This is a genomic window from Roseateles sp. P4_D2 (assembly GCF_056401875.1).
Window position 1 is genome coordinate 14,746 of sequence record NZ_JBFUIM010000006.1, and the last position, 18,735, is coordinate 33,480.

Sequence of the window (18,735 nt, forward strand, 5' to 3'; positions counted from 1 at the left end):
GCTACTTTCCGCTGGGTCGCGCTGCAAGCGCTCGGGCTGTCGGCCGGTCAACATAGCGCGCAAAAATCGTCTCAAGCGTGCCGTCGGTGCGCATCAGCTCGATCGCGTTGCGCATCTTGTCGACGTCGACGGCCGCAACCCGCTGGCGCGACAGCACGAGCCCCAGGACTGCGTTGTCCTGCGGCGCGAAGTCGAGGATTTGGACCTTTCCGTCCAACTGGTTGCGCGTGAGTAGTGGGGCCCAGACCACCGGTTGGCTGAGGAAGGCATCGACGCGCCCTACAGCAAAGACTCTGGCGAGAACTTCCAGATCTGACACTTCATCGATGCGGCCTTCGCGACGGAGCGCTTCGATCCAGGGGTCCAGCGTTGCGCCATGGACAAAACCCTTGACTACACCCAGGCGCAGAAACTTTCGCGCCCGGAACTCGTCCATGGTCTTCGTCGTGGCAGCCAGTTCGTTGCGCACGATCAGGTAGTTGCGATTGTTCAGGACATACGGAACGAAGTGCGCAAACCTCTGCCGCTCAGGCGTTTCTATGCCCGAGACCGTCATGTCAAGCGCACCCCCGGCCAACGCCGTCCAGATTCGCACGCGGGACTCCATGACTCGCACCAAGGAGCAGCCCGTGCGCCTGCTGACTTCCTCGACGACGTCGCGGTCGATGCCGACGTAGTCGCCTGCGGCATTCTTGAAATACAGCAAGCCCGTTTCGTAAAAGGCCACTTGATACGGCCCGCAGGGAGTCTCATGGGCCTGCAGTCCAGCACTGGCGAACAGGGTCGCCACCAGACAAGTCAGGACCGGCTTCATCTCTTGAGTTTAGAACTCAGACGGCTGGAGGGTGGCCGTTGGCAGGGTCACTCATGGAGATGAAGCTCTCGCAAGCTCCATTGGCATCGCCTGGAGCGCCTGATACACCAGCAGCGACGCATGCGCGTCGTTGGCCGCGTACTGCAGCTGCTGGGGGCTGAGCTTGCGGGTGGCCCAGTTGGAGGTGGTGACTTTCTTGGACTTGGGCATGCGCTGGCCCAGCACGATGGCGACGGCGGCCCTGAGGCCGACGGCCTGCTGGAAACCCAGTCGCCGCACCATGTGCGAAACATCGACCCCACCGCTGAGCTGCACGCCCAGCTTCCTGTGCAAGGGCACGCGGTCGGACACGATGCCGAACCCCACCTTGACGATGACCTCAGACTCAAGGATGGCGCGCAGGAAGCCTGCAGTCTCCGGCGCTTCCGTATGTACGATGAAGGCATGCCCCGCGGTCGCGAACTGCACGATGTGCGGTCCAGTCTGCTCACCGCCAGCGACAAACATGGGCTTGCTCTCGGTGTCGAAGCCGACCTGCCCGGCCAAGCGCAGTTCTGCTTCAGCGAAGTCGCATTGGTCCGCGTCGCGAAGCACGTGGATCCGGTCGAGCGGCAACGCGGGGTAAGGCGGCAACGCTGCTATCTGTTCGCTCGTGGGTCTCTCCATCGCTTCAGTATGACCTCCTCGTATCCACCGCAACCCAGTTGACCTCCCAGGTCACGCCCCCATCGGCTGAAAACGCCTGTTCGAAGCGACAGCGGTCGGCGCCGAGGGATTCAATGGCGAAGCGCACCAGGATCTGGCGGCCATTGAAGTCCTCGGCGCTGTAGAAGAGGCCACGTGGGCTGCCGCCGAAGCCACCCACCATCGGCGCGGCGAGCGTGCCCGATGCAGCGTTGGCGAAGTTGAGCGTCCACCTTTGCCGCTGCACCTCGAAGAGCCGCAGCGACAAGCCCTGGATGCGCCCCTCGGGGCCCGAGACGTCCAGTTCGACGAGATTCGCGCGACCGCCCAGCAGCGGGTGCACGAGGGTCGTGCCCGTGTACTCGGCCCAGGTGTCGGAACCGCTCAGGGGCCGCAGGCGGCGGCGCAGCGACGTGTACCAGTTGCCGTGCTCGAATTCGAAGTCCTGCGGCGCGCCCGCCGGCGTTGCGGGCAGCGGCGGCGCGCTGGCTGCCGGTGCGGCGATGGCACTGGCGCCGGCGACAACGAGCAGGGAAGCGGCAGTGCGGCGGGTGTGTTGGGAAGGCATGAACTCGGATGGGTGACTAGACTGACCCGGTTCACTCTATGCAGCACCATGTCCACTGCCAAGAAGGCACCTGCAGGTAACCGTCCTCGCCCGGCGCGTGGCAACGCCATCCCCGGCTGCGCGCTGACGGCGGCGCTGGCGGCCATCGGTGGGCGTTGGAAGTTGTTCGTGGTGTACCGGCTGGCCGATGGCCCGCTGCACTTCGCGGCGCTGCGGCGCAGCCTGCCGGACGTGTCGGCCAAGGTGCTGGCGGAGCAGCTGCATGAGCTGCAGGCCGACGGCCTGGTGAGCCGCGAGCGCACGGGGCCTGTGCCGGCCGTTGTGCGATACGGGCTCACGCCGCATGGGCTGTCGGTGCTGCCGGTGGCCGAGGAAATCCGTCGCTGGGGCGCAGCGCATCAAGCCGCTTGCGCAACTGCCCCACTGGACGTCGGCGTCGACGCTCGCGCGACCTGCGTCGTCACCTCGCCATCACCACATGCATCGCCTGGCCCGAGCTTTCGCACTCGGTGACGCGCCAACCGAGGGCCGGCATGTCCAGGCCACCCAGCAGCGACTCGCCGCTGCCCAGCAGCACCGGCGAGATGGCCAGGTGCATCTCGTCGATCAGACCGGCCTGCAGATACTGACGAATCGTCTGAGCACCGCCGCCGATGCGCACGTCCTTGCCCGCGGCGGCGTGCTTCGCCTGCCGCAGCGCGGCTTCGATTCCGTCCGTCACGAAATGGAAGGTCGTGCCGCCTTCCATCTGCAGCGGCGGCCGGGCGTGGTGGGTCAGCACGAACACAGGTACGTGGTAAGGCGGATTGGCACCCCACCAGCCCTTCCAGGTCTCGTCGGGCCAGGGGCCGCGCACGGGGCCGAACATGTTGCGGCCCAGGATCCAGGCGCCGACACCCTCGAAGCTGCGCACCGCGAAGCGATCGTCGGCACCGGTGCTGCCGCCTTCGCTGCCGAGCATCTGCTTGAAGGTGCGCGTCGGGAACATCCACTCGTGCAGTTGCTCGCCGCCCGCGCCCAGCGGCGCCTCCAGGCTCTGGCGCGGCCCTGCCGCGAAACCGTCGATGGAAATGCTGAAGGCGGCGACTCTGACCTTGGACATCTTGAACTCTCCTGTCGTGCGGTGTGGTGGGAGGGACGGTGCCTGCGTGGAGCCTAACGTCTCGCAGCGTGGACTCAAGCGCCGGGCAACCGCAGGCCGCACAAGCCGGCCACGATGAGTGTCGACACCGCGGCCGCGGCAATCAAACCCGCCATCCAGCCGCGGTTGACGCTCGCCGCCCGCCAGCCATGCGCCAGCAGCACGCTGCGCAGGCCGCAGCACAGATGGGCGAGCACGCAGAACACGCCCAGCGCATAGTGCGGCAGCAGGCGGATGTTCCAGGCGTCCAGCAGCAGGCCTTGCGGCGCGCCCGAGGCCCAGGCCCAGTCGGTCTCGATGCCTCGCAAGGTGCGCGCCGACACCAGGGCCGAGTTCATGTGCGTGAGCAGGAAGAAGCCGAGATAGACACCTGTCATCACTTGCACGGCGCGGTAGACATCCATGCGCAACCGGCTCCAGCGCCAGGCCAACCAGGCGCCGAGGCAGAACTGCAGCAACAGCAGCGCCACCAGCATGGCTTCGACCGCGGGCATGCGGTAGACGCCGCGCCCAGCCTTCATGACGGCCGCATGCGCCTGCGGGCCCAGCAGCCCGAACAGGTGGTTGACGAGGTGAAAGCCGATGAAGGCCAGCACCATCGCCGCCACCACGCCATGGGCAGCGCGCGCGGTCATGTCCGCCGGCGGGGCGGCCACGGGCTCGGCGCCGCGGGGGGCCGCCCACGCCCACAGGCCGGCGGCCAACCATGCGGCCACCCAAGCCAGCGGCTCGGAGATCGGGCGGCCCAGCACGCCCAACAGGAAGGCGCAGAACACGAACAGCGGCGGCGCCGCGACGCCAAGCAGGGCCAGTCGGCGCGCCCGGAGTTCGAAGACCGAGCGGGGCGCCGCGCGGGCCGCGCGCAGCCACAGCAGCGCGGCGACCAGTGGCATCGCGAAGGCGGCCAGCAGCGGCAGCGCCGCGAGAGGCCATTGCGGGCCGACGGCATGGAAGGCCCGCAGCCAGAACGGGTAGCTCATCGCCGCGAGGGCCGGCGCGAGTGCGAGGGCCTGCCGGGCCGCGGAGAGCGGTGCCCTGGCGCCCATGTCGGCGGTGGAGGATCGAAGCTGCGTGTCCATGACCCAGACTCTCCCGGAGAATGGCCCGATCCAACAGAGCCAAATCCGCGCGAATTGACTGGGCCATGAGCGCACCGCCATCACTCTCCCCGCTGGATGCGCTATGCCTCGAAACCGCGTCGGCCCAACCGTTGCAGGACCAGGTCTACCAGCGCATCCGTGAGGCCATCGCAGACGGGCGGCTGGCGCCAGGCGAGCGCCTGCCGTCCACGCGCAGCCTGGCCGCCCAGCTGAATGTGGCCCGCGGCACCGTCGACGCGGCTTATGGGCGGCTGGCCGGTGAGGGTTGCATCCTCGGGCGCGGTGCTGCCGGCACCGTGGTGGCGCCCGACCTGAAGCCGGGCAGCCTGATGCAGGGCGCGACGCCTGCCATCGCGCGGGCAGCGGCCTTCACCTTGCCCGACGACTACCTCTGGCCCTTTCGCGGCGGCCTGCCGGCGCTGGACCTGTTCCCACGCACGCTCTGGGCCAGCCTGACGGCCGGCGCGGCACGGCGTCTGGACGCGCAGCGCTTCTGCTACCCCGACCCGCGCGGCCTGCCGGAACTGCGCGCCGCCATCGCGGCCTACCTGCTGGTGTCGCGCGGCATTGCGTGCGACCCCACTCAGGTCTTCGTCACGGCCGGCTACCAGGCCGCGCAGCAGCTGGTGGTGGGCCTGGTAGCACCGCCTGGCGCGGAAGTCTGGTTCGAGGATCCCGGCTACCGCTTCGCCCGGCGCGCGCTGGAAGCGGCGCAGCTGCAGTTGGCCTTCATCCCGGTCGATGCGGCCGGCCTGGACGTGGCCTATGCGCGGCAACACCACCCGGCCGCCCGGCTCGCCGTCGTCACGCCTGGCCACCAGAGCCCGCTGGGCGTGGCGCTGTCACTCCAACGCCGCCAGGCGCTGCTCGACTGGGCCCAGGCCGCCGACGCCTGGGTGCTGGAAGATGACTACGACAGCGAATTCCACTACGTCGGCCGCAAACCGGCAGCACTGAAAAGCGTCGACCGGCGCGACCGTGTGTTCTATGCCGGCAGCTTCAGCAAGACGCTGTTCCCCGGGCTGAGGTTGGGCTATCTCGTCGCACCCGCTGCCTGGGTCGAGGCCACGACCGCTGCCTGCGAACTGTCCCACCGCGGCCATGCCCAACAGGAACAGGCCGCCCTGGCCGCCTTCATGGCCGGTGGCCACTACGCCCGGCACCTGCGCCGCATGCGGCTTCGCTATGCCGAACGCAGCGTGGCGCTGACCCGCGCTCTCCAAGCTGAGTTCGGCAACGGCATCGAGCTGACGGCTCCCGAGGGCGGCCTCACGCTGCTGGCCCGCTTCCCCGGACACGAGCCGGACACCGGCCTGGTCCGGCGCGCCCGCGCTCAGGGCCTGGCGCCGTCCGCGCTGTCTGCCCATGCCGTCCAGCACGAGACCGGCCAGGGCCTGTTGATCGGCTTCACCAATGTCAGGACCGAACAGGCGGGCGAGGTGGCAGGCCGATTGCGGCAGGCGCTGCGGTCCGGGCCATCTTCTGGCCCATGATTCAACCCATGGGCCAGACACGGATCATCCAAATCCACCCCGACGCGCCGCCCAAGCCCGCGTTCGGCCAGGCTTGCAACGGCTGCGGCGTCTGCTGCCTGGCCGAGCCCTGCCCGCTGGGCGTCGTGCTGAGCCGGCGCCTCAAAGGTGCATGCGTCGCACTGCGCTGGGACGGCGCACGCTATGTGTGCGGCGCACTAGCGGCGCAACCGAGCGGCTTCATCGGGAAGTTGGGCGGCTGGCTGGTGAAGCGCTGGATCGCCGCGGGTGCCGGTTGCGATTGCTCACTAGAACCCGAGGGAAAACCGTAGCCGGCACCCCCGGGGTCGCGGCTAGTATTTTTGGCTTCTGCCGTCCTGCCATTCTCAAGGAAAGCCGCATGAAATCTCTGCTCCGACTTCTGCCCCTGCTGGCCGCACTGACGCTGGGAGTGGCCACTGCCGCCCCACTGCGCTGGGCCGCACAAAACGACATCCTGACGCTGGACCCGCACTCGCAGGACCACAACACCTCCAACGCCATCGGCACCCACATCTACGAGGGCTTGACGCGGTTGAGCCGCGAGTACCGACCCGAGCCGTCGCTGGCGACCAAGTGGACCTACCTCTCCCAGACCCAGGTGCGCTTCGACCTGCGCAAGGGCGTCAAGTTCCATGACGGCTCGCCCTTCACGGCCGACGACGTCGTCTTCAGCTTCGGCCGCATCACCCAGCCCCAGGGCACCAAGCAGACCTATGTCTCGGGCATCAAGGAGGTCAAGAAGATCGACGACCACACCGTCGACTTCATCCTTGAGGCGCCGACGCCGATGCTGCTGCAGAACATCATCAGCTTCCCCATCATGAGCAAGGTCTGGTCAACCAAGAACAACACGACCAACACGCAGGACTACAAGGCCAAGGAAGAGAACTTCGCGAGCCGCAATGCCAATGGCACCGGGCCCTACAAGCTGGTGAGCTGGCAGCCCGACCAGGCCGTCAAGATGGTGGCCAACAAGGACTGGTGGGACAAGAACCCGGGCAATGTCACCGAGCTGAGCTATCTGCCGATCAAGTCTCCGCCGACGCGCGTGGCGGCCCTGCTGTCGGGCGACGTCGACATCGTCACCGACCTGCCGCCGCAGGACTTCTTCAAGCTCAAGGAAGAAGGCAAGGTCAGGCTGCTGGAAGGCTCGGAGATCCGCACCGTCTTCTTTGTCATGGACGAGGGCAGCGAGGAGTTGCGCGAGTCCAATGTGAAGGGCAAGAACCCCTTCAAGGACAGAAAAGTGCGCGAGGCCATGAACCTGGCCCTGGACCGCGAGGCCATCAAGCGCAGCATCATGCGTGGCCTGTCGGTACCGGCGGCGCTGATGATTGCGCCGGGTGTCAACGGCTATGACGCAGCACTCGATGCACCGCTCAAGCCCGACCTCGACAAGGCCCGCAAGCTGCTCGCCGAGGCCGGCTACCCGCAGGGCTTCGAGGTGCCGCTGCACTGCCCCAACAACCGTTACGTCAACGACGAGCAGGTCTGCCAGGCGGCGGTGTCGATGTGGGCCAAGATCGGCGTCAAGGTGCGCCTCATCGCCCAGCCCTTCTCCACCCACAGCCAGACCTTCCAGCGCGGCGAGTCGCCGTTCTACATGCTGGGCTGGGGCGTCTCCACGTATGACGCCCTCTACGGCATGCAGGCCTGGGGCCACACGCGCACCAACGGCGCGGACGGCAACTTCAACTTCGGCAAGGTCAGCGACGCGACGCTCGATGGCCTGATCCAGAAGATCAAGTTCGAGCCCGACGTGCCCAAGCGCAACGCCCTCATCAAGGAAGCCCTGCTGCGCATCCGCGACGAATACCTCTTCGTGCCCATCCACCACCAGATCCGGCCCTGGGCGATGAAGCCGAGCGTCGAGACCATCCACCGCTCGAACGACTATTTCGAGGCTCGCTACACCACCATCAAGTGAGGGCGCGTCATGGCGTTCTCACGGCCCTGGCCTGCGGGCTGTTTGCCGCCCTGTCCGCCAGCGCGGCCCCGCTGCGCTGGGCCGCGCAGAACGACATCCTGACGCTGGATCCGCATTCGCAGAACCACACCACCTCGCTGACCATTGCCGCCCAGGTCTACGAGGGCCTGACGCGGCGGGGCGAGAACTACCAGCCCGAGCCCGCGCTGGCGACGCGCTGGAGCTATGTGTCGCCCACCCAGGTGCGCTTCGAGCTGCGCCGCGGCGTGAAGTTCCACGATGGCAGCCCCTTCACAGCGGATGACGTCGTCTTCAGCTTCGCCCGCATCCGCGAGCCGCAGGGCGCGATGCAGGCCTATGTGTCGGGCATCCGCGAGATCCGCAAGCTGGGCGACTACACGGTCGACCTGATGCTGGAGGCACCGGCACCGCTGCTGCTGCAGAACCTCGTCAACTTCGCCATCCTGAGCCGCGCCTGGGCGGTGCGCAACCACGCCAGCCATGTCGAGGACTTCAAGGCCAAGGAGGAGAACTACGCCTCGCGCAACGCCAACGGCACCGGCCCCTACCGACTCGTCAGCTGGCAGCCCGACCAGGCCGTGCAGATGGTCATCAACAAGGACTGGTGGGACAGCAACAAGGGCAACATCACCGAACTGACCTATCTGCCGATCAAGTCGGCGCCCACGCGCGTGGCGGCACTGCTGTCGGGAGATGTCGACCTCGTCACCGACGTGCCGCCGCAGGACTACCAGCGGCTCAAGACGGACAAGCGCCTCAAGCTGATGGAGGGCGCCGAGGTGCGCACCGTCTTCTTCGCCATGGACCAAAGCAGCGAAGACCTGCCCGATTCCAGCGTCAAGGGCCGCAACCCCTTCAAGGACAAGCGCGTGCGCGAGGCGCTGAACCTCGCTCTGGACCGCGAGGCCATCAAGCGCAGCATCATGCGCGGCCTGTCGGTGCCCGCAGCGCTGATGGTGCCGCCGGGCGTCACCGGCTACGAAGCAGCGCTGGATACGCCGCTGAAGCTCGACGCCGACAAGGCCCGCAAGCTGCTGGCCGAGGCTGGCTACCCGCAGGGTTTCGATTTGCCGCTGCGCTGCCCCAACAACCGCTACGTCAACGACGAGCAGATCTGCCAGGCCGCGGTGGCGATGTGGGCCCGCATCGGCGTGCGGGTGCGGCTCAACGCCCAGCCGATGAGCCTGCACATCCAGGCGCTGGAACGCTATGAGTCGCCGTTCTACCTGATCGGCATTTCCATGCCGACCTACGACGCCCATCAGGGCCTGCAGGCCTGGGGCCACAGCCGCGATGCGCGCGGCAACGGCGGCCAGAACTTCAACCACCTCGCCGACGCGGCACTGGACACGCTCGTCGAGCGCATCCAGTTCGAGCCCGACGCGAGCGCCCGCAACGCGCTGATCCGCGAGGCCTTGCTGCGTGTGCGCGACGAGTTCCTCTTCATTCCGGTGCATCATCAGATCCGGCCCTGGGCCATGAAACCCGGCGTCCAGACCCTGCACCGCTCGAATGACACCTTCGAGGCCCGCTTCACCACCCTTCCATGAAGCTCATGAAAATCTCCACCCTTTGGGCCGCCGCCTGGCTGGCCACCGCGCTGACCGCCACGGCCGACCCACTGCGCTGGGCGGCCCAGAACGACATCCAGACGCTGGATCCGCATTCGCAGAACCACTCGGCCACGTCCACCATCACCGGCTACGCCTATGAAGGCCTGACCCGCTACACGGAGAAGTTCGACGTCGAGCCGGCACTGGCCGCCAAGTGGACCTTTGTGACGCCCACGCAGGTGCGCTTCGACCTGCGCCGCGGCGTCAAGTTCCATGACGGCACGCCCTTCACGGCGGATGATGTCGTCTTCAGCCTGCAGCGCATCAAGCACCCGGCCAGCAACATGATCATCTATGCCTCCGGCATCAAGGAGGTGAAGAAGATCGACGACCACACGGTGGACTTCGTGCTCGAAGGCCCCAACCCCGTGCTGACGCGCAACCTGACCTATGTGCGCATCGTCAGCAAGGCCTGGGCGACCAAGAACCGCTCCGAGAACCCGCAGGACTTCAAGGCCAAGGAGGACACCTATGCGTCCCGCAACGCGATGGGCACGGGGCCGTTCAAGATCACGGCCTGGCAGCCGGACCAGCGCATCAGCATGGTGGCCAACAAGGACTGGTGGGACAAGCCCAAGGGCAATATCTCAGAGCTGACCTATCTGCCCATCAAGTCCGACGCAACCCGCGTGGCCGCCCTGCTGTCTGGCGACCTCGATCTGCTGACCGACCTGCCACCCCAGGACGTCGCCAAGCTCAAGGCCGACCCGCGGCTCAAGGTCATCGACGGGCCCGAGAACCGCACCATCTTCTTCGCGCTGGACCTGGGCAGCGAAGAGATCAAGGGCAGCAACGTGAAGGGCAAGAACCCCTTCAAGGACAAGCGCGTGCGCGAGGCGATGTCACTGGCCATCGACCGCGAGGCCATCAAGCGCAGCCTGATGCGCGGCCTGTCGGTGCCGGCGGCCATCATGGTGGCGCCCGTCGCCTACGGCCACTCGGCCGAGCTGGACACGGTGCAAAAGCCCGACGTGGCGCGCGCCAAGCAGTTGATGACGGAGGCCGGCTACCCGGACGGCTTCGAGGTGCCGCTTGCCTGCCCCAACGACCGCTACGTCAATGACGAGGAGATCTGCCAGGCGGTGGTGTCGATGTGGACGCGCATCGGCGTGAAGGCCAAGCTGTCGACGCAGCCGATGACCCAGCATTCGGCCGCCATGCAACGCTACGAGTTGCCGCTGTACATGTACGGCTGGGGCGTGACGACGTTCGATGCGCAGTACACGCTGCAGGACATCGTCCACACCAAGACCGGCGGCGCCGACGGCAAGGGCAATTTCTCCAAGGTCAGTGACGCCAAGATCGACGCACTGGTGCAGCAGATGAAGGTCGAGACCGACGTGCCCAAGCGCCTGGCGCTGATGCAAGAAGCCTTGAAGCGCACGCGCGACGAGTTCCTCTTCATCCCCATCCACCACCAGGTGCGCCCCTGGGCCATGAAGGCCGGTCTGACCATCCCGCACTCGGCCAACGATGCCCCGCAAGCCAAATGGGCCACAGTGAAGTGAAGCCCCTCGTCCAAGGAATACCTTGGCCGGTCCCCCGAGGGGACGGCGATGCTTGCCGGTTCGACCGGCAAGCACATCGCCTGGGCGGGCCGGCTAGGGAGCGGCCCGGCGCTCGGCCCGCAAGCAACCCCGGTGGAAGATGACGCTGGGGTGATCAAGCCGCCCATCATCAACTTCTCGACGATCCAGTCCGTCGTCGAGATCACGGCCACCCTGGCCTTCGCGTTGTCCGGCCTGCTGGCCGGCGCGCGCAAGCATCTCGACGTCGTTGGCCTGTGCATCGTCGCAGGCCTGTCGGCCTTTGGCGGCGGCACGCTGCGCGATGTGCTGCTGGACCGCCGGCCCTTCTTCTGGGTCGAGCATGCGGACTGGCTGTGGGCGCTGATGGCACTGTCCTTCGCCGCCATGCTCTTCCTGCGCCGGCGCCACCTGGCGCTGACGGAGAAGGCCATCCAGTGGCCCGATGCACTGGGGCTGGGCCTGTTCACGGCCAACGGCGCCTTGATCGCGCTGGACATGGGCCAGCCGCCCATCGTCGCGGTGCTGATGGGCGTCATCACGGCCACCTTTGGCGGCGTGCTGCGCGATATCGTCTGCAACGAGATCCCCGCCGCCTTCCACGACCACCGGCCCTATGCGCTGTGCAGCTTCGTCGGCGGCTGGGTGCTCGTCGCGGCCGTGCGGCTGGACGCGCCGCAGTGGGCCGTCATCAGCGCAGCGGCCGCGACAGCGGTGCTGCTGCGCGGCCTGGCCCTGTGGACGGGCTGGACGCTGCCGGCCTGGCGCATCAACGCGAAGCGCTGATAACGACGAGCACTTCACGATGAATGCGCACGCCCTTCAACTCGAAGCCTGCCCTCGCTGCAACTTGGCCACTCGCGTCAGTCACAAACTCTTGCTGATCAACCCAGCCGACGACCACCCCCACGCGTCGCCATCGATCTGGCGGCACGGTTGCGCCTGCGAGGGCTTTTCCGTCGACGACCTGAAGCCCGAATTTGCCCACCAGGGGCCCTTCATCCAAGGCCTGTATTGCGAGACCTGTTCGGTCGGCTACGTTCCCGAGTTCATGGCCAAGCCGGCACCGCCCATGTACAAGGCGGATCCTGAAGGCTGGCGGCGCGTCTTCCCGGACGGTACGCTGGGTCCACTGCTGAATCGCATCGCCGACGACCCTGAGTCGCAGCGCTGATGCTTGCGACTTGAAGCCGCTGCTCCAGCTCCCCAATGCAAGGCGGACACCCTGCGCAGTTGCGCGAGGCGTCCGCCGGATCGGGCTTGAAGCCCGACTCGACCGGTTTACCAGCCGATCGTGTACGTCACCGTCGTCGGCGCCGTCGTGTGCAACGACGGGCTGAAGTCGCCCACGTCGTCATACGCAAAGCCGTAGGCCTTCTTGTTGATGCTGTGGTCATGCCAGAACTTGGCGTACCAGTTGCCCAGCTGGCCGGCCGGGTAGTGCGCGGTCTGCACATACCAGTTGGCCGGCTGCTCCATCACGTGGCGGTTCAGCGCAGCGCAGATCTGGGCCTGGATCTGCAGCTGCGTCCCCGTGTTGGTCGGGTTGCCGCTCGCGTCCGCCAGCAGGCCGGCGCCCAGCAGCACCATGGCCGTGTCGGGCTTGCCGTTGATGTAGAAGGTGCCCGCCGGAGAGCCACCGGTGAAGGTGAAGCGGTCACCGCTGACACGGCCGCGGAAGGTGCCCAGGTTCTGCAGCGTGAAGACCAGGTCTTCGTTGCGGTAGCGGGCCCAGACGGCGTCGATATAGGGCTGCAGATAGTTGGCGTTGGCCTGGCCGGGTTTGAAGGTGCCGTGGGCCGGGGCCATGATGCGGTAGGGCGAGTACGGCGCCTGCGCCAGGGGCTTGAACTGCGCCGGCACTTCGGCGATGAACTTGCTGAAGAGCTGGTCACGCGTTTCGGCCAAGGCCTCGCCCACGGTCTGGTCGTAGCCACCCAGGCCCTGGACGCGCAGCTTCAGCGGGAAGCCGAAGTGATCGACACGCGTCGTGTTGATGAAGATGCCCTGATCCGGCTGGCCCAGCGGGATGATGGCCATCTCGCCGAAATCGAAGTAGACGTCGATGTTGGGGTCGGTGGGGTTCTCGATGTTGGCGCCGGCATAGCCGATGTTGCCATTGCCGTCGACGACGACCTTGATGTACATCGGCGAGCCCACCGACATCAGGATGCGGGCCGAGTTCAGCGCCGGGATGGTGATGGAGCGGGTGTTGCTGAGCTTGTGGAAGTAGTTGGTGTAGGTCACGCCGCCCTTGGTCAGCGCGCCGTTGTCGGCGGTGGACATGGGGATGAAGTTTCCCGCGGCGTCCACGCGCACGAACTTGCCGGTGGCCCAGTCCTTGCCAATGATGGCCCAGTAGACCTGGTCATCGGGCCAGCGGCCGCCGGTCTGGTTGACGATGTTGAAGGTCGTGCGGCCGTTCCAGGCACCCGTGTTGGTGCTGGTACCGACGCGGTAGGACGAGGTCAGGTCGTTGAAGCCGCGGTTGACGAGATTGGGCTCGTTGGCCGTCAGCACCAACGAAGCGCCGCCGTAGCTGATGTCGTTGAACAGCGTGGCCTGGTAGCCGGCCTGCACCTTGACGGACGACACGCGGTCGTTCCAGGCGGCGCCGATCCAGCTCGAATCCGCGCTCGCGCAGAAGCTGTCGCCGGTGTAGTTGATGTCGGCGTAGAAGCAGACCGGCCCGCTCGCCACCGGGGGCGTGCCGACGGTGTAGCTGAACTTGGGCGTGTCGTAGGCCGGCGTGCCGTTGTTGTAGGTGAACCAGTAGCCGATCACGTTGCCGGTGGCGACGGTGACCTTCTGCTCATGGCGGCCATTGGCGGCCGTCATGCGGATGTTCTGCTGCGGGCCGTTGTTGACCGTGTAGTGGGCGTCGACCCAGGTGGTCGACACATTGGATTTGAACCAGATCGTGGCCGTGGTGCCGCTGACTTCGACACCCTGTGTGTAGTCCTGGGCCAGGGCCGAGGTGGTGCCGAGCAGGCCAAGGCCCAGCAACCAGCAAACGCCGAGCAGGCGCAAGCAACGCAAAACAAGATTCACCTTTGTCTCCTTGCCCGCTCGTCGTGGGGATCGGCGGGTCGTTCGGGGTCCCAACGCTGGGAGGGGCGGCATGGCCCTTCCCTGGCCGGTGTCTCGACTGCGAAGACCTACTGCGCGCCCCGGCATGCAGCCGCTCCCGGGGTCAGGTCGCTATTCAAAAGCGCATTGAAAGCGCTTTCAAATTTGCGTCGCATCCTCCTGGGAGAGGCGAGAAAGCGGTTTCATGGAAAACCCGTGCGAGACGTTTTCATGAGTCGCCCGCTTCAGGGACAGGAAACCCACCAAAGGAAACGGCCGCCCGAGGGCGGCCGTCGCATCAGGTGGCAGACCACGGTCAGTGGAACTCGCTCATTCCTTGATCGCCGACAGCACCTGAGCCAGCGCCTGTTTCGCCACGGATTCGCACAGGCTGTTCATGCCCTGGAAGGCATTGGCCGAATAGTCGCTGGCGACGTATTCCTTGCCGCGAAAGCTCAGCCTGGTGGCCAGCTTGTCCTTGCCCGCAAAGATGCCCAGCATGACGCGTGCAGCCGGGGGACGCTGGCGGTATTCCTTGATGACGACCTCGGCACTCTCGGCGGGGGCGACGCTGTACCCCTTGGACGTCGCTTGCGCTTCGTAGGTCTGCTCGATCAGCGGGCCGACCTTGGGGTTCTGCTCGCAGTCGCCGCAGTCCCAACGCACGGCCAAGCGGGGCAGCACCTTGGCGTCACTCGCCGAAGCGGGCCTTGCCGCTGGCTCGGCCGCAGCCGCCACCGGGGCCTCCGTAGGCTGGGGCGGCTGGGGCTCCTGGGCGGCGGCCTGGAGGCTGAACAGGAGGGCGGCGCTGTAGACGAGGATGGCTTTGGGCTTCAAGGGCATCTGCGGATCGATGAAAACGGTTGGGGGCCGCGATGGTAGCGACGAACCTCCGCGCCTGAGCCTAGGGTTGGTGGGCTCCATCCCACCAAGAAGAACGGCCGCCCGCAGGCGGCCGTCGTGGCAAGCCAGGCGCCGCGTCAGTTCAGCGCCAGGCGCGCCCGCGCTGCCGCGTACTCGCGCTTGAGCCGCGCCACCAGCTCCGCAGCCGGCAGCACCTCGCGCACCGCGCCGATGCCCTGGCCGCTGCCCCAGATTTCCTTCCAGGCCTTGGCCGCGCTGCCGCCAAAGTTCATGGCGCTCGGGTCGCTCTCGGGCAGCTTGTCCGGATCCATGCCGGCAGCAATGATGGAGCCGCGCAGGTAGTTGCCATGCACGCCGGTGAAGAGATTGCTGTAGACGATGTCGTCGCTGTTGCTGGCCACGATCATCTGTTTGTAGGCGTCGGTCGCGCGGGCCTCGTCGGTGGCGATGAAGGCCGAGCCGATATAGGCCAGGTCGGCGCCCATGGCCTGGGCGGCCAGGATGGCGTCGCCGGTGGCCATCGAGCCCGACAGCGCCAGCGGGCCGTCGAACCATTCGCGGATCTCGTGGACCAGCGCAAACGGGCTCTTCACGCCAGCATGGCCACCCGCCCCCGCCGCCACCGCGATAAGGCCGTCGGCACCCTTCTCGATGGCCTTCCTGGCGAACTTGTTGTTGATGATGTCGTGCAGCACGATGCCGCCCCAGGCATGCACGGCGTTGTTCACGTCTTCACGCGCACCCAGGCTCGTGATGACGATGGGCACCTTGTATTTGGCGCAGACCTGCATGTCGTGCTCGAGCCGCTCATTGCTCTTGTGCACGATCTGGTTGATGGCAAACGGCGCGGCGGGCTTGTCCGGATTGGCGCGGTTGTAGGCCGCCAGCGTCTCGGTGATCTCGGCCAGCCACTCGTCGAGCAACTCGGCCGGCCGCGCGTTGAGCGCCGGCATGGAGCCGACGATGCCGGCCTTGCACTGCTCGATGACGAGCTTGGGGTTGCTGATGATGAACAGCGGCGAGCCGATGGCGGGCAGCGGCAGGTTCTTCAGGATGGGAGGCAGGGCCAAGTTGGACTCCGTCAGAAAGCTTCGAGGCTGAGTTCCGTCACGCTGTCGGCGCCATCAATGATGGCGGCACGCAGTGAGCTGGTACGCGGCAGGATGTGTTCGGCATAGAAGCGCGCGGTCACGATCTTGGCGGCCATGAATTCCTTGTCAGTCGCCAAGGCGTCTTCCGCCACCATCAAAGCGCGGGCCAGTTGCCAGCCAGCGACGAGGTTGCCCGCCAGCATCAGATAGGGCACCGAGCCGGCATAGGCCGCATTCGGATTGCTCTTGGCCGAGCCGGCGATGAAGTCGACCACGGCGAGGAAATCCTCACGCGAGGCGCGCAGGGCCTTCAGCACAGCGCGAGCGGCGACGCTGTCGCGCTTGGCCAGTTCGCCTTCCGTCACTTCAATCTGGCCGGCCACGGCGCGGGCCAGTTGGCCACCATCGCGCGCCGTCTTGCGGCCCACGAGGTCATTGGCCTGGATGGCCGTCGTGCCTTCGTAGATGGTCAGGATCTTGGCGTCGCGGTAGTACTGCGCCGCACCGGTCTCTTCGATGAAGCCCATGCCGCCATGCACCTGCACGCCCAGCGAAGTGACCTCCAGGCTCATCTCGGTGCTGTAGCCCTTCACCAGCGGCACCATGAAGTCGTAGAAGGCCTGGTTCTGCTTGCGCGCATCCGGGTCGGGATGGTGATGGGCCGCATCGAAGGCCGCTGCGGCCGTGCTCGCCATCGCGCGGCAGCCCTCGGTCAGCGCGCGCATCGTCATCAGCATGCGGCGCACGTCGGGGTGGTGAATGATGGCAGCGCTGCCAGCCACCGAACCGTCCACCGGGCGCGACTGCACGCGGTCCTTCGCATAGCCCACGGCCTTCTGATACGCGCGGTCGGCGATCGCAATGCCCTGCAGGCCCACGCCGTAACGGGCCGCGTTCATCATGATGAACATGTACTCCAGGCCGCGGTTCTCCTGGCCGATCAGCGTGCCCACGGCGCCGCCGTGATCGCCGAACTGCAGCACCGCCGTCGGGCTGGCCTTGATGCCCATCTTGTGCTCGATGGACACGCAGTGCGCATCGTTGCGGGCGCCCAGCGCGCCGTCGGCATTGACGAGGAACTTCGGCACGAGGAACAGGCTGATGCCCTTCACGCCCTCGGGCGCGCCGACGACGCGGGCCAGCACGAGGTGGACGATGTTCTCGGCCATGTCGTGCTCACCGTAGGTGATGAAGATCTTGGTGCCGAAGATCTTGTAGGTGCCATCGCCCACTGGCTCGGCGCGCGTGCGCACCAGCGCCAGGTCGGAGCCCGCCTGCGGCTCGGTCAGGTTCATCGTGCCGGTCCACGAGCCGTCCAGCAGCTTGGGGATGTAAACCGAACGCTGCTCGTCGCTGCCTGCGGTCAGCAGCGCCTCGACGGCGCCATCGGTCAGCAGCGGGCACAGCGCGAAGCTCATGTTGGCCGACTGCAGCATCTCGTTGCAGGCCGCGGCGATGGTCTTGGGCGCGCCCTGGCCGCCGAACTCGGTGGGATGGACCAGCCCCTGCCAGCCACCTTCGGCGTAGGCGCGGAAGGCTTGCTTGAAGCCGGGCGTCGTCGTGACCACGCCGTCCTTCCACGACGACGGGTTCTTGTCACCCTCGAAGTTCAGCGGCGCGATGACGTCCTGCGTCAGCTTGGCGCACTCTTCCAGCACGGCGGCGGCGGTGTCCAGGCCGAAGTCCTCGAAGGCGGGGACTTGTTGCGTTAGGGTCTCCAGACCGGCGAGGTGCTGGATGTTGAAGAGCATGTCCTTGACGGGGGCGAGGTAACTCATTGGTTACTCCTGAAAGAGGCAAAAAGGGCGCCGCGACAGACGAAGTCGGGGCGCCCGGAGTGCGGTGGCGCGTGGATTTACAGCGCGGCGACGAGTTCCGGCACGGCCGTGAACAGGTCAGCTTCCAGGCCGTAGTCGGCCACCGAGAAGATCGGTGCTTCCGGGTCCTTGTTGATAGCGACGATGACCTTGGAGTCCTTCATGCCGGCCAGATGCTGGATGGCGCCCGAGATGCCGCAAGCCACGTAGAGCTGGGGGGCGACGATCTTTCCGGTCTGGCCCACCTGCCAGTCGTTGGGCGCGTAGCCCGCGTCAACAGCGGCGCGCGAAGCGCCGAGGGCCGCGCCGAGCTTGTCAGCCAGCGGGGTCAGCACTTCCATGAACTTGTCGTTCGAGCCAAGCGCGCGGCCACCTGACACGATGATCTTGGCGGCGGTCAGCTCGGGGCGGTCGCTCTTGGTCACCTCACGGCCGACAAAGCTGCTCTTGCCGCTGTCGGCGGCGGCGACCACGGTTTCGACGGCAGCCGAACCACCGGATGCAGCGGCCGGGTCGAAGCCCGTCGTGCGAACGGTCAGCACCTTGGTCGCATCGCTGCTCTGCACGGTGGCGATGGCGTTGCCGGCGTAGATCGGGCGCTCGAAGGTGTCGGCACTGATGACCTTGGTCACGTCGCTCAGCTGAGCCACGTCCAGCAGCGCGGCAACGCGGGGTGCGACGTTCTTGCCCGCAGCGGTGGCGGGGAACAGCAGGTGGCTGTAGCCAGACGCCAGCGCGATGACTTGCGCGGCGACGTTCTCGGCCAGGCCTTCGGCCAGCGCGGCAGAGTCGGCGTGCAGCACCTTGGTGACGCCGGCGATCTGGGCGGCAGCGGCAGCGGCGGCGGCGGCGTTGTGGCCAGCCACCAGCACATGCACTTCGCCGCCCGTGGCAGCGGCAGCAGTGACGGTGTTCAGCGTGGCGCCCTTGATGTGGGCGTTGTCGTGTTCTGCAATGACGAGTGCGGTCATCTCAAAGTCTCCAAA

18 protein-coding genes are annotated in these 18,735 nt (G+C 66.8%); 8 read left to right on the top strand and 10 right to left on the bottom strand.

All coding sequences use genetic code 11. From position 1 onward, the window contains the following. Position 1 precedes the first annotated feature (1 nt). Genes AC1DW0_RS12015 through AC1DW0_RS12025 form a run of 3 tightly spaced genes read right to left on the bottom strand, consistent with a single transcriptional unit; the run spans position 2 to position 2,066 of the window. The gene (locus AC1DW0_RS12015) at positions 2-814 is read right to left on the bottom strand and encodes a substrate-binding periplasmic protein (RefSeq protein WP_477946062.1); all 813 of its coding nucleotides are present in this window, start codon (positions 812-814) and stop codon (positions 2-4) included. Between the two features lie 51 nt (positions 815-865). Continuing rightward, a complete protein-coding gene (locus tag AC1DW0_RS12020) occupies positions 866-1,480 on the bottom strand; it encodes a 3'-5' exonuclease (RefSeq protein ID WP_162247798.1) in 615 nt (204 codons plus the stop codon). A 4-nt stretch (positions 1,481-1,484) separates the two neighbouring features. Further along, the gene (locus tag AC1DW0_RS12025) at positions 1,485-2,066 is read right to left on the bottom strand and encodes a hypothetical protein (RefSeq protein ID WP_477946064.1); all 582 of its coding nucleotides are present in this window, start codon (positions 2,064-2,066) and stop codon (positions 1,485-1,487) included. Between the two features lie 48 nt (positions 2,067-2,114). Between AC1DW0_RS12025 and AC1DW0_RS12030 the strand changes: the two genes are divergently transcribed. Further along, positions 2,115-2,579, top strand: a complete 465-nt coding sequence (locus AC1DW0_RS12030) for a winged helix-turn-helix transcriptional regulator (protein WP_457323428.1) — start codon at positions 2,115-2,117, stop codon at positions 2,577-2,579. Here AC1DW0_RS12030 and AC1DW0_RS12035 read toward each other — a convergent pair. Together AC1DW0_RS12035 and AC1DW0_RS12040 are read right to left on the bottom strand one after the other, a co-directional pair. Further along, the gene (locus AC1DW0_RS12035; protein ID WP_457323429.1) at positions 2,527-3,168 is read right to left on the bottom strand and encodes a dihydrofolate reductase family protein; all 642 of its coding nucleotides are present in this window, start codon (positions 3,166-3,168) and stop codon (positions 2,527-2,529) included. The genes AC1DW0_RS12030 and AC1DW0_RS12035 overlap by 53 nt on opposite strands. A gap of 74 nt (positions 3,169-3,242) precedes the next feature. Continuing rightward, the gene (locus AC1DW0_RS12040; RefSeq protein WP_477946066.1) at positions 3,243-4,286 is read right to left on the bottom strand and encodes a hypothetical protein; all 1,044 of its coding nucleotides are present in this window, start codon (positions 4,284-4,286) and stop codon (positions 3,243-3,245) included. 65 nt (positions 4,287-4,351) lie between these two features. On the opposite strand from AC1DW0_RS12040, the gene pdxR reads away from it, so the two are divergent. From pdxR to AC1DW0_RS12075, 7 genes are all read left to right on the top strand, one after another. Next, positions 4,352-5,800 carry a MocR-like pyridoxine biosynthesis transcription factor PdxR gene (pdxR, locus tag AC1DW0_RS12045; protein WP_477946068.1) on the top strand — a complete coding sequence of 483 codons (1,449 nt, stop codon included), beginning with the start codon at positions 4,352-4,354 and terminating at the stop codon, positions 5,798-5,800. An 8-nt stretch (positions 5,801-5,808) separates the two neighbouring features. Continuing rightward, complete coding sequence (locus tag AC1DW0_RS12050; RefSeq protein ID WP_157281759.1) at positions 5,809-6,111, top strand: hypothetical protein; 303 nt, start codon at positions 5,809-5,811, stop codon at positions 6,109-6,111. Positions 6,112-6,179: 68 nt separating this feature from the next. Then, positions 6,180-7,748, top strand: a complete 1,569-nt coding sequence (locus AC1DW0_RS12055) for an ABC transporter substrate-binding protein (RefSeq protein ID WP_457443387.1) — start codon at positions 6,180-6,182, stop codon at positions 7,746-7,748. Then, entirely contained in the window at positions 7,745-9,319 is a 1,575-nt protein-coding gene (locus tag AC1DW0_RS12060) for an ABC transporter substrate-binding protein (RefSeq protein WP_477946070.1), read from the top strand. The genes AC1DW0_RS12055 and AC1DW0_RS12060 overlap by 4 nt, the downstream gene beginning before the upstream one ends. Positions 9,320-9,324: 5 nt before the next feature. Continuing rightward, on the top strand, positions 9,325-10,890 hold the full coding sequence (locus AC1DW0_RS12065) for an ABC transporter substrate-binding protein (RefSeq protein ID WP_457349646.1): 1,566 nt from the start codon (positions 9,325-9,327) through the stop codon (positions 10,888-10,890). A 48-nt stretch (positions 10,891-10,938) separates the two neighbouring features. Then, positions 10,939-11,694 (top strand): trimeric intracellular cation channel family protein, encoded by a 756-nt coding sequence (locus AC1DW0_RS12070; RefSeq protein WP_457349644.1) that lies wholly within the window; start codon positions 10,939-10,941, stop codon positions 11,692-11,694. 91 nt (positions 11,695-11,785) lie between these two features. Next, the gene (locus AC1DW0_RS12075) at positions 11,786-12,082 is read left to right on the top strand and encodes a hypothetical protein (protein WP_477946073.1); all 297 of its coding nucleotides are present in this window, start codon (positions 11,786-11,788) and stop codon (positions 12,080-12,082) included. A 107-nt stretch (positions 12,083-12,189) separates the two neighbouring features. Here the strand turns inward: AC1DW0_RS12075 and AC1DW0_RS12080 are convergent, their stop codons facing one another. From AC1DW0_RS12080 to AC1DW0_RS12100, 5 genes are all read right to left on the bottom strand, one after another. Next, positions 12,190-13,959, bottom strand: a complete 1,770-nt coding sequence (locus tag AC1DW0_RS12080) for a beta-1,3-glucanase family protein (protein ID WP_457349640.1) — start codon at positions 13,957-13,959, stop codon at positions 12,190-12,192. Between the two features lie 348 nt (positions 13,960-14,307). Beyond that, the gene (locus AC1DW0_RS12085) at positions 14,308-14,814 is read right to left on the bottom strand and encodes a hypothetical protein (protein ID WP_157281652.1); all 507 of its coding nucleotides are present in this window, start codon (positions 14,812-14,814) and stop codon (positions 14,308-14,310) included. Positions 14,815-14,957: 143 nt separating this feature from the next. Next, positions 14,958-15,911 carry an NAD(P)H-dependent flavin oxidoreductase gene (locus AC1DW0_RS12090; protein WP_477946074.1) on the bottom strand — a complete coding sequence of 318 codons (954 nt, stop codon included), beginning with the start codon at positions 15,909-15,911 and terminating at the stop codon, positions 14,958-14,960. Between the two features lie 11 nt (positions 15,912-15,922). Then, positions 15,923-17,710 carry an acyl-CoA dehydrogenase gene (locus AC1DW0_RS12095; protein WP_477946076.1) on the bottom strand — a complete coding sequence of 596 codons (1,788 nt, stop codon included), beginning with the start codon at positions 17,708-17,710 and terminating at the stop codon, positions 15,923-15,925. A gap of 77 nt (positions 17,711-17,787) precedes the next feature. Beyond that, positions 17,788-18,720, bottom strand: coding sequence for an electron transfer flavoprotein subunit alpha/FixB family protein (locus tag AC1DW0_RS12100; protein ID WP_477946078.1), 933 nt, complete (start codon positions 18,718-18,720; stop codon positions 17,788-17,790). Positions 18,721-18,735: the final 15 nt, after the last annotated feature.

What these genes read in the sequence shown, in the direction of transcription:
- AC1DW0_RS12015 (WP_477946062.1), bottom strand. Translation starts at nt 814, where the DNA reads ATGAAGCCGGTCCTGACTTGTCTGGTGGCGACCCTGTTCGCCAGTGCT.
- AC1DW0_RS12020 (WP_162247798.1), bottom strand. Translation starts at nt 1,480, where the DNA reads ATGGAGAGACCCACGAGCGAACAGATAGCAGCGTTGCCGCCTTACCCC.
- AC1DW0_RS12025 (WP_477946064.1), bottom strand. Translation starts at nt 2,066, where the DNA reads ATGCCTTCCCAACACACCCGCCGCACTGCCGCTTCCCTGCTCGTTGTC.
- AC1DW0_RS12030 (WP_457323428.1), top strand. Translation starts at nt 2,115, where the DNA reads ATGTCCACTGCCAAGAAGGCACCTGCAGGTAACCGTCCTCGCCCGGCG.
- AC1DW0_RS12035 (WP_457323429.1), bottom strand. Translation starts at nt 3,168, where the DNA reads ATGTCCAAGGTCAGAGTCGCCGCCTTCAGCATTTCCATCGACGGTTTC.
- AC1DW0_RS12040 (WP_477946066.1), bottom strand. Translation starts at nt 4,286, where the DNA reads ATGGACACGCAGCTTCGATCCTCCACCGCCGACATGGGCGCCAGGGCA.
- pdxR (WP_477946068.1), top strand. Translation starts at nt 4,352, where the DNA reads ATGAGCGCACCGCCATCACTCTCCCCGCTGGATGCGCTATGCCTCGAA.
- AC1DW0_RS12050 (WP_157281759.1), top strand. Translation starts at nt 5,809, where the DNA reads ATGGGCCAGACACGGATCATCCAAATCCACCCCGACGCGCCGCCCAAG.
- AC1DW0_RS12055 (WP_457443387.1), top strand. Translation starts at nt 6,180, where the DNA reads ATGAAATCTCTGCTCCGACTTCTGCCCCTGCTGGCCGCACTGACGCTG.
- AC1DW0_RS12065 (WP_457349646.1), top strand. Translation starts at nt 9,325, where the DNA reads ATGAAAATCTCCACCCTTTGGGCCGCCGCCTGGCTGGCCACCGCGCTG.
- AC1DW0_RS12070 (WP_457349644.1), top strand. Translation starts at nt 10,939, where the DNA reads ATGCTTGCCGGTTCGACCGGCAAGCACATCGCCTGGGCGGGCCGGCTA.
- AC1DW0_RS12095 (WP_477946076.1), bottom strand. Translation starts at nt 17,710, where the DNA reads ATGAGTTACCTCGCCCCCGTCAAGGACATGCTCTTCAACATCCAGCAC.
- AC1DW0_RS12100 (WP_477946078.1), bottom strand. Translation starts at nt 18,720, where the DNA reads ATGACCGCACTCGTCATTGCAGAACACGACAACGCCCACATCAAGGGC.